Origin of the sequence: Undibacterium sp. Ji49W, from assembly GCF_049340205.1 — a bacterium.
GTDB lineage: Bacteria > Pseudomonadota > Gammaproteobacteria > Burkholderiales > Burkholderiaceae_D > Undibacterium.
The window spans coordinates 43305-52262 of record NZ_JBMPOW010000031.1 but is presented as its reverse complement, the minus strand read 5'-3'; the positions used below and the strand labels follow the sequence as shown (position 1 = coordinate 52262).

9 protein-coding genes are annotated in these 8958 nt (G+C 51.7%); 6 read left to right on the top strand and 3 right to left on the bottom strand.

Annotation, left to right across the window (positions count from 1 at the left end; translation table 11 throughout):
- Positions 1 to 176: 176 nt before the first annotated feature.
- Both ACO0LK_RS26380 and ACO0LK_RS26375 read right to left on the bottom strand, forming a co-directional pair.
- Positions 177 to 1502, bottom strand: a complete 1326-nt coding sequence (locus ACO0LK_RS26380) for a dicarboxylate/amino acid:cation symporter (RefSeq protein WP_422980456.1) — start codon at positions 1500 to 1502, stop codon at positions 177 to 179.
- A gap of 288 nt (positions 1503 to 1790) precedes the next feature.
- Entirely contained in the window at positions 1791 to 3248 is a 1458-nt protein-coding gene (locus ACO0LK_RS26375; protein ID WP_422980454.1) for a PLP-dependent aminotransferase family protein, read from the bottom strand.
- A gap of 185 nt (positions 3249 to 3433) precedes the next feature.
- On the opposite strand from ACO0LK_RS26375, the gene ACO0LK_RS26370 reads away from it, so the two are divergent.
- From ACO0LK_RS26370 to ACO0LK_RS26350, 5 genes are all read left to right on the top strand, one after another.
- Positions 3434 to 3730, top strand: a complete 297-nt coding sequence (locus ACO0LK_RS26370) for a hypothetical protein (RefSeq protein WP_422980452.1) — start codon at positions 3434 to 3436, stop codon at positions 3728 to 3730.
- A 169-nt stretch (positions 3731 to 3899) separates the two neighbouring features.
- Complete coding sequence (locus ACO0LK_RS26365) at positions 3900 to 4241, top strand: YciI family protein (RefSeq protein ID WP_422980450.1); 342 nt, start codon at positions 3900 to 3902, stop codon at positions 4239 to 4241.
- 128 nt (positions 4242 to 4369) lie between these two features.
- Positions 4370 to 4927 (top strand): GNAT family N-acetyltransferase, encoded by a 558-nt coding sequence (locus ACO0LK_RS26360; RefSeq protein WP_422980448.1) that lies wholly within the window; start codon positions 4370 to 4372, stop codon positions 4925 to 4927.
- 62 nt (positions 4928 to 4989) lie between these two features.
- Positions 4990 to 5490, top strand: coding sequence for a hypothetical protein (locus tag ACO0LK_RS26355; protein WP_422980446.1), 501 nt, complete (start codon positions 4990 to 4992; stop codon positions 5488 to 5490).
- Positions 5491 to 5641: 151 nt separating this feature from the next.
- Complete coding sequence (locus ACO0LK_RS26350) at positions 5642 to 5911, top strand: DUF6959 family protein (protein WP_422980444.1); 270 nt, start codon at positions 5642 to 5644, stop codon at positions 5909 to 5911.
- A gap of 79 nt (positions 5912 to 5990) precedes the next feature.
- Here the strand turns inward: ACO0LK_RS26350 and ACO0LK_RS26345 are convergent, their stop codons facing one another.
- A complete protein-coding gene (locus ACO0LK_RS26345) occupies positions 5991 to 6848 on the bottom strand; it encodes a hypothetical protein (protein ID WP_422980443.1) in 858 nt (285 codons plus the stop codon).
- Positions 6849 to 7164: 316 nt separating this feature from the next.
- On the opposite strand from ACO0LK_RS26345, the gene ACO0LK_RS26340 reads away from it, so the two are divergent.
- Complete coding sequence (locus tag ACO0LK_RS26340; protein ID WP_422980441.1) at positions 7165 to 8943, top strand: DUF1800 domain-containing protein; 1779 nt, start codon at positions 7165 to 7167, stop codon at positions 8941 to 8943.
- Positions 8944 to 8958 lie beyond the last annotated feature (15 nt).

Below are 8958 nucleotides of genomic sequence, written 5' to 3'. Positions count from 1 at the left end.
TGCAATCACTTTATACCCTGCTTTATGAGCAAGATAATCCTGCACTACTTTTAACTTGAACTGCTCGTCGTATTTAGTCATGAAAAAACCCAAAAAGTTGGTGTCCAACTTTTTGGGTTCAGTTCACTTCAAGTCCGCTTTTTCATTGTGGCTGTTTGCGTCAATATGCGTCAATATCAACGCTGATTTGCCATGTGCAACTGTGTCTTGTCCAGCACCAGCTCAGGGTCATCGGCTTCTTCCGCCGATTCGTTGTTCAGGCGCTTTTGCATCTTCAGGATATCGACATCATTGCCCCATTTACCGACGACGATGGTGGCTACACCATTCCCGATCAGGTTGGTCAGGGCACGTGCTTCCGACATGAAACGGTCTATGCCCAGGATCAGTGCCAGGCCAGCAACCGGGATGCCACCAACAGCGGACAACGTTGCTGCCAGCACGATAAAGCCACTGCCGGTAATGCCTGCCGCACCTTTTGATGTCAGCAACAATACAGCCAGCAGGGTGACTTGCTGCATCAGGGTCATTGGTGTATCTGTAGCCTGGGCGATGAAGACGGCAGCCATGGTCAGGTAGATCGAGGTGCCATCCAGATTGAAGGAATAACCGGTAGGAATCACCAGGCCTACCACGGATTTTTTCACACCCAGATTTTCCAGCTTTGCCATCATGCGTGGCAAGACTGATTCTGAAGAAGACGTACCCAATACGATCAGCAATTCTTCCTTGATGTATTTGACAAATTTCCAGATGCTGAAACCATGTATTTTGGCGATAGTACCCAACACACCAAAGATGAAGATCAGGCAGGTAACATAGAAGGTCCCCATCAGGTAACCCAGTTGCACCAGGGAACCGACACCGTATTTACCTATCGTGAAAGCCATTGCACCGAATGCACCGATGGGCGCTGCCTTCATGATGTATCCAACGATGACGAACAGCACATGCGAGAGTTTTTCAACAAAGTCGAAAATCATTGTGCCGCGACCGCCAAAACGATGCAGTGCAAAACCAAAGAAGACCGAGATCATCAGCACTTGCAGGATTTCACCTTTGGCAAACGCATCTACCAGCGTGGTAGGAATAATCGCCATCAGAAATTCTGTCGTCGTCTGCATCTTGCCGGGACCGGCATAGGCCGTCAGCGCCTTGGTATCGAGCGTATGCACATCGATATGCATGCCGGCACCAGGTTGCACCAGGTTGACAATAATCAGGCCGACGATCAGTGCCAGGGTACTGACAACTTCAAAGTACAGCAGGGCCATGCCGCCGGTCTTGCCGACCTTCTTCATGTCTTCCATGCCGGCGATGCCGACCACGACAGTACAGAAAATGATCGGGGCGATCATCATCTTGATGAGTTTGATAAAGCCGTCACCCAGCGGCTTCATGGACGCGCCGGATTCAGGATAAAAATGGCCAAGCAACACGCCCAGAATAATGGCGGAGATGACTTGGAAATAGAGGGACTTATAGAGGGGCTGAGATTTCATCCTTGGTCTCCGTTGGATGTCATTAAATCCCGCTTTTCTGAAAAAGATTTTGGCGGGCAAGACGCGGAATTGAGTTCCGTCGATGGCGCCATTATCGAAAATGTCGCTGGGATGCACAATTGTGGCTTTCCACAGCTTCAGCCGGATGCACGAAAAAGAGGCATCCGTAAAAATTGTCACAGCACTGACTACAGCATAGTACGCAGACGGGGGTAACTCAACCGCAGGAATTGTGCGTCTGCAAGAGACCAGGTGCCCATTTAAACGCCCATTTGAGTGCCCAATAAGTCAGGCTGCAATATGCTGTTTGAGATGAGACTTGTGCTGAATGATACGCCCCAGGGTGCGCATGGCATCATCCAGGTCCTGGGTGTAGGGCATGCCGCAGTTGATGCGCAGGAAATGATCAAAACGATTTGAATTCGAATACAGCAAGCCCGGTGACACCAGAATACTTTGTTCCAGTGCAGCATCAAAAACCGCCTTGGATGAGGTGTTGGGCGGCATCTCCACCCAGATCGATACGCCACCGGCAGGCGTGTTCATGCGCGTGCCTTCGGGGAAATAGGTGGCGATGGCTTCTGCCGTCCTTTCTCTTTGCTGGGCCAGGGTGCTACGTAGTTTCCGCAGGTGGCGGTCGTAGGCAGATGACAGTATGAAGGTGGCCGCAACGATTTGCGACAATTCTTCGTTATAGCGGGTATGTGCATACTTGAGCATGTTGACGCGGGCTTGCCAGCGCCCACCCAGTATCCAGCCCACACGCAGGCCAGGTGCCAGGATCTTATGCACTGATGCGCAGAAAATCACATTACCGCTATGGTCCCAGTGCTTGAGTGCGGTCGGTATCTTGTCACCATCCACCAGCGCACTATACGAATCATCTTCAATCAGGGGAATCTGCTGCGCTTCGCACAGGGCCACCAGCCTTTGTTTGTGCTGTTCCGGCATGATACTGCCAAGCGGATTCTGCAAATGCGGTACCACCACCACCGCCTTGATATTGTCATAGGTGCGCATTGCCAGTTCCAGCGCTTCCAGTGAAATCCCGGTGCTGGGGCTGGTGGGGATTTCCAGCGCCTTCATGCCCAGGCTTTCCAGTACCTGCAACAAGCCATAAAAGGTCGGCGACTCGACAGCGATGACATCGCCAGCCTGTGCCACCGCTCGCAATGCCAGGTTCAGGGCTTCTATGCAGCCATTGGTGATCACCACTTCGTCGGCTGAAATACTGATGCCACAATCCAGCGCCCGCTTGGCCAGTGCCGCTTTCAGTTCACGGTTGCCGCCGGGTGAAATCGGTTTGGTCAATAATTCCGGATAACGCCGTAGCGTACTGACGGTCAGGCTGCGCAGTTGCTGATGTGGGTACAGTGCCGGCGCGCCAGTTGCCCGCGCCAGATTGCATTTAACTTGTCGTTGCCCTTGAGAAATGATTTCAGATACCCGCTCATGGATGCCGACAAACTGCGCCGGGTCAATCAGTTTGCCCACTGTTGGTTCCTGCGCCGGTATCAGCCGTACCCGGCGTGGCTGCCGCACGAAATAGCCGGAACGTGGACGTGCCTCCAGCCAGCCTTCGGTTTCCAGATGACGGCAAAGCTGCAATGACGTCGACAGGCTGACACCATGTACCTGCATCAGCTTGCGTACCGACGGCATGCGATCGCCCACTTTCAGCGTACCGCAACGTATCGCATTCAGGTAGTGGTCGGCCAGTTGCCGATAAAGCGGGATGGTTTGCATAGTCTCATCATGAGATGTTTAAGCCGTCGTGCACAGATACAGTTTTAGCCTATCTGCACGATAACAGATTATAAAACGAATATCTGATGCGATACAGATAGGCTTTTTCTGTGTCTGTGCGACATGCCCTTCAAGACCTATCCTGAAAGCCACATCAACCGTCTCAAGCATTCAGGAGCAGCATCATGCAATTCCACAAAATCCAGCCAGGCCAGCGCCTGCATTGTCTGTTAGTGCCCGGCAACAGCTTGCGTGTGCAATCAGGCAAGTTACAGATACAGGCAGCACCCCAGTTCCTGGAAGGCATAGCCTGGCAAGTGGATACCCTGCTTAGCGTGGGCATGTATTATCAACCGCAACATCATGGCTGGGTAGAAGTGCAGGCGCTGGAAGCGAGTGAATTGCTGATACAGCAAACCGAGCCGGCGGGATGGTTGCAGAAGTTGTCGCTGGTGTGGTGCAGGGCCTGGGTTTATGCGTAGTGAGAGTAATTCGCGAATGAAGCCCAGACAGCCTTTACGACGGATCCTAAGCACTAAAGCAGAAAAATATTTTGGATCAAATGTCGAATTTCACTCCAATCATTCGTCTATGTAATGAAGCTCTGGGTAAACGCCCTGCTGAAGTCCATTACCTTAGATTGGAGAATTCATGGCACAGTATCTGGTTGCTATTCATCACCCCGACGACTACGACCCTTGTATCGCAGAGGACGAAGCGATGTCCCGCGATATTGATGCGCTCAACGATGAGATGGTCGCTGTTGGTGTCAGAATTTTTGTTGGTGGCCTGCATCCGGCGAGCTGCGCGACCTCATTACTTGCGCTGCCTGATGGCGAGTTGTGCATTTCCAGTGGCCCGTATCTGGAGACCAGGGAGCATATGGGCGGTTTTTGGGTACTGGAAGCCACTGACATGGACGAGGCCCTGGCATGGGGTTGCAAAGCCGCTCTTGCCTGTCGGGCACCGGTCGAGGTGCGTCCGTTTTTTTGACGAAGCAACCGCCAACAGTCATGGCGAGGGCGGATTTTCTGCCCGTTACTGCACACAGACTTTATCTCAGTTCTGTCCCGTCAGGCGCGGTTATAATTTGCTGACTATTCTTCGCCTGAAAGTCTTACATGCCCGCTTTCGATCACGTCACCATCGACACCTCGCGCTTGCACTTGCGCCCCTTGTGTCTGGATGATGCTGCTGACATTTTGCGCATACGCTCCAATGCGGATGTCATGCTTTATATGAGCACGCCTCCATGGACAGACATCGCCCAGGCGATTGCCATGGTTGAGCGTGACCTGGCCGCCATGCCCAAGGGCGAATTTTTGCGTCTGGGATTGATACGCAAGACTGACCAGGCTTTCCTCGGCAGTTGTACCCTGTTCCACCTTGATGCCGGTTGTCGCCGTGCCGAAATCGGTTACGACATGGACGCTGCAGTCTGGGGCCAGGGCTACATGCATGAAGCCCTGGTCGCTTTGCTGAATTACGGTTTCAACGACATGAACCTGAACCGCGTCGAAGCCGACATAGATCCGCGTAATCTGGGTTCAGCCAAATCACTGGAAAAACTGGGCTTCATCCGCGAAGGCTTCTTGCGCGAACGCTGGATCATCGACGGCGTGGTGTCGGATACGGCGCTGTATGGTTTGCTGCGCAGTGACTGGCTGGCGCGGGGTTAAGTTTTGTCAGTTTTAACATTCACGTAGAAAACTGAGATTTTTATATCAAACCTAATTGGACGATGGCGATGCAAGCAACGATGGAGCTCAATTTTTTCGCGGCGAAGATAACGGATAGTGTAAAAAGAAAAGAATATTCTGAACTCGAAGTAATAATGCAGAGCATTTTTCTGCGAGAAAACAAGATAGTTCTTTTAGCTGGTTTATCTGATCGTTTGCCCTCCGTTGTTTTCGGGGCTTTCTTTTTATGTGGGCTGCCATATCTTCTTGAAATGCAGATAGAAGAGTACAGAAAACTGTATGACCTATCAAAAGAGCATGACATCGCGATGTATCAGATCAGCAGATTTTTGATAATTCATGGCGGTGCGAGGAAGCAAGTGCTGGAAACTTTGTGCGCAAATTATAGTGAGATTCACAGCGTAGAACAATTTAAGTATTATCTTGAAGAGATGGGGGACATGCCGCCGAATCAACTGAAAATGAATGACTTAATTTATCGAGATTATCAGGTTTCTGCGGAAAATATCAGCTTGTTTAAGGCGAAATTTTCACCTATGTAGCGACTCTTTTCAAAGCAATTCTTTGCAGGATTTTTAACCTTCCTTTAGTTATGAGTCATGCTCCCTATGAGATGGTCAACTGGCCTTTGCTACTTAAATTCAGCATGTAGAAAAACTGTCATACATTAATTTCCTCATTGAGGAAAAAGAAATGAATGAGGGCGTTTCTTTACTTAGCAAGCCGACCAATTTTTCTGTCGTGCAGCTTTTAGAAAGAAAATATCCTGGAGTAGTATTTCAGGGAGATAGCTTACACATTTTAGTCACTCGCCTGCAAAATCTGCAGCAGTTATTACATGGCAATCGTATCGACGATCTCAGTATGGAACTCAGCGAGATTTGCGAAGAAATGCTTGGTGTCTTGACGCACTATGAATCGGTGTGTAACAAACACAAAATCGCATTGCCGTACACCAAATAGAAGACTGCAGATCTGGGAGAATTACCGGGGAAATATTTTGTAGGAACTACAAAATACTAGCCCCGGCATACGACCTGTACTAAGGGAAAAACTCCTTCAACAAAAAACTTTCCAGTTCAGCGCTGTCCTCCAGGCGTGCTGATTTGCGGACGACCTGGCCCAGGCGTCTTGATTCCCAACTGAAATCGCCCTTGTATTCCATGCGTATGATTTCTATCATGCGGCGCACGACGGCCAGGTGGACGTCACCGCCCAGGCCGGCATCGACTTCGAAGAACTGTTTGCCGCCAGAGGGAATGGAGCGGGTATTCCAGCCACGGAAAGAGAAGGACGCCATCCGGGTACTGGTGCTGATCAGTTCGAATACGCCGCTGCCACCCTTGCCCTGGGCTTGCTGCATACTGCGGCGGACATTGGCTTCTGCCACTTCTTGTGGCGACATGCCGCGACCTGCCTGACGGGCACCTTCGTTTTCCTGGGCGGCGGCGGTTTCGGCGGCGCGGCGGCGTTCACGGGCAGCGTTGACCATGGCCATCATGTCCATTTCTGGTGGCGCATTGACCTGAGGTGGTGGCGGTTGCACGATGGTGGGTTCGGTGACGGCAACCACGGGCGGCAGTTTAGGCTGGGTAATGGTGTTTCTGGTTGGCGGTGTACGGCTTGGTGTTGGTTGCGCCTTCTGCTTTTTCGGCGACGTGGCTTGTTTAGGGGCCAGCGTAGTTTTGTCCATCAGCAAGACGATGGGATTGTCCGAGCCTGCATTCTCGCCCTTCTTTTTCTTGAGGACGCTCATGTTCAACAGGAAATAAAGTAAAAGCGCGTGGATGATCAATGCCAGCAGGATGCCGAACATGCTGGCGGGACGAAACCGGATGTGCAAATGAACTTCACCCGGTAGGGAAACTTCATCTTCTGGCGCTTCTATACTCAACTTCATGGGCAGTGAACCGGTATGCGGAATTTCAAGGTGGCAAGCATACCTCAAACTATGCTTAACGCCTGTAACAAAGATTGTCTACAGTGGGCTTTTCTATTTTAGACCACATGACGAAAAACGAAAGTGTAACAAATGCTGCTGTCAGTTTCATGTTTACGGCTGCTTATCGCATAAATATATGCAAAATCCTCACATCTCCTGACAACTGCTTACAAATCAGTAATGAGAGACTTGTCGGTTTCCTCTAATGTTAAAACCTGGAATTCAGTCAAGTCAGCCTGCGCAAGCCAGCCTGATTTTCAACCGGGGATAAAACATGGATGGGCAATTTACAAGTGTTAAGACAGACCGCAAGCTGGATCAGGAAACACCGGTTTATGTCAATAATGACCAGAATGGCACTAGCCACGCTGTCCTGACGGCGGCGGCCCTGGCATCCTGCGCTTTGCTGGCCGCCTGCGGTGGTGCTACTGACAGTCAGTCTGCCAATTCTGCCGCAGCAACAGCAGCAGGAGTACCACCTGTCCCACCTGCACCCCCGGTTCCATCAGCGGCTCCCGGTATCAGTATTTCTGCTGCTGAAGCGTCGCGCTTTCTGGCTCAGGCCAGCCTGGGGGCCAATCGTGAGCAGATTGCCCGCGTACAGGCGCTGGGTTTTGCGGCTTGGCTGGAAGAACAGTTCAGCCTGCCTGGTAATGGCAGCCGCTGGGATTGGCTGGTGTCCAAAGGCTTGAATGCGATCACTTATCGCAATTCCCAGGCGGGTTTTGATTCGACGGCCTGGCGCAAGCTCATCAGCTCACCTGACACCCTGCGCCAGCGTGTGACGCTGGCATTGTCAGAAATCATCGTGGTATCGATTGATGGTCTGATCGGTGGTGGCTGGAAAGCCTTTTCTGCTGCTGCCTGGCTGGACATGCTGGAAACCAATTGTTTTGGCAATTATCGCGATCTGCTGCAAATGGTGTCGACCAGCCCGGCCATGGGACAGTATCTGACTTTCCGTGGCAATACCAAATATGACCCAATCACAGGTGCACTACCAGATGAGAATTACGCGCGCGAACTGATGCAGTTGTTCAGCATCGGTTTGCTGGAACTGAACATCGACGGTACGCCACGTCTGGACAATGGCCAGCCCAAAGAAACCTATACCCTGGATGACATTACTGGCCTGGCGCGCATCTTTACCGGCTGGGATTTTGATCTGGCTGGCGGCAGGGCAGACACACCAGATTTTATGCGCCGGCCGATGATGCAGGTCGCCAGCAGACATGAAACCGGGGCTTCTACTTTTTTGAAAAATACCGTGCCCGCCGGACTTAGTGGTGCAGATGCATTGAAGGCAGCGCTGGATATTATTTTTGCGCATCCAAACGTAGCCCCTTTCATCAGCCGTCAACTGATACAAAGACTGGTGACCAGCAATCCTGCACCTGCTTATGTGGCCAGGGTGGCGGCAGTATTCAATAACGACGGTACTGGCACCAAGGGTAATCTGAAAGCAGTGATCAGCGCTATTTTGCTGGACGGCGAGGCACGTAGCAGCCTTAATCCCGGCGATGTGCAGTTTGGCAAACTGCGTGAACCCATGTTGCGTTTTCTTGGCTGGGCGCGTGCTTACAAGGCTACGGCATCGAATGACTTATGGAATCTTGGCAATACTTCAGACCCGGCGACCAAATTAGGACAAAGCCCCTTGCGGTCACCGTCGGTATTCAATTTCTTCCGGCCCGGTTATGTACCGCCAAACAGTGCGATTGCAAACGCTTCTTTGGTGGCGCCGGAGTTCCAGATCACCAATGAATCCTCGGTGGTTGGTTACGTCAATTACATGCAGCATGCAGTCAGCAATGGTGTCAGCGATGTGGATGCCGATTACAGCAGCCTGCTGCCACTGGCCGACACTGCCGGTGCGCTGCTGGATGAAATTAACCTGGTGCTGGCGTCCGGTGAATTGAGCAGCGATACCCTGCTGAGCCTGCGCTCGGCGGTGGACAGCATGCCGGCAGGAACCGATAACCGGCGCAAGCAGCGTGTGTATGCGGCGCTGACGCTGGTGCTGGCTGCGCCCGAATTCATCGTCCTTAAATAAATAGACAACAGGAAT

Coding starts and splice junctions, on each gene's coding strand:
- ACO0LK_RS26380 (WP_422980456.1), bottom strand. CDS start 1,502: ATGAAATCTCAGCCCCTCTATAAGTCCCTCTATTTCCAAGTCATCTCC.
- ACO0LK_RS26355 (WP_422980446.1), top strand. CDS start 4,990: ATGGCGATGCAAGCAACGATGGAGCTCAATTTTTTCGCGGCGAAGATA.
- ACO0LK_RS26350 (WP_422980444.1), top strand. CDS start 5,642: ATGAATGAGGGCGTTTCTTTACTTAGCAAGCCGACCAATTTTTCTGTC.
- ACO0LK_RS26345 (WP_422980443.1), bottom strand. CDS start 6,848: ATGAAGTTGAGTATAGAAGCGCCAGAAGATGAAGTTTCCCTACCGGGT.
- ACO0LK_RS26375 (WP_422980454.1), bottom strand. CDS start 3,248: ATGCAAACCATCCCGCTTTATCGGCAACTGGCCGACCACTACCTGAAT.
- ACO0LK_RS26360 (WP_422980448.1), top strand. CDS start 4,370: ATGCCCGCTTTCGATCACGTCACCATCGACACCTCGCGCTTGCACTTG.
- ACO0LK_RS26365 (WP_422980450.1), top strand. CDS start 3,900: ATGGCACAGTATCTGGTTGCTATTCATCACCCCGACGACTACGACCCT.
- ACO0LK_RS26340 (WP_422980441.1), top strand. CDS start 7,165: ATGGATGGGCAATTTACAAGTGTTAAGACAGACCGCAAGCTGGATCAG.
- ACO0LK_RS26370 (WP_422980452.1), top strand. CDS start 3,434: ATGCAATTCCACAAAATCCAGCCAGGCCAGCGCCTGCATTGTCTGTTA.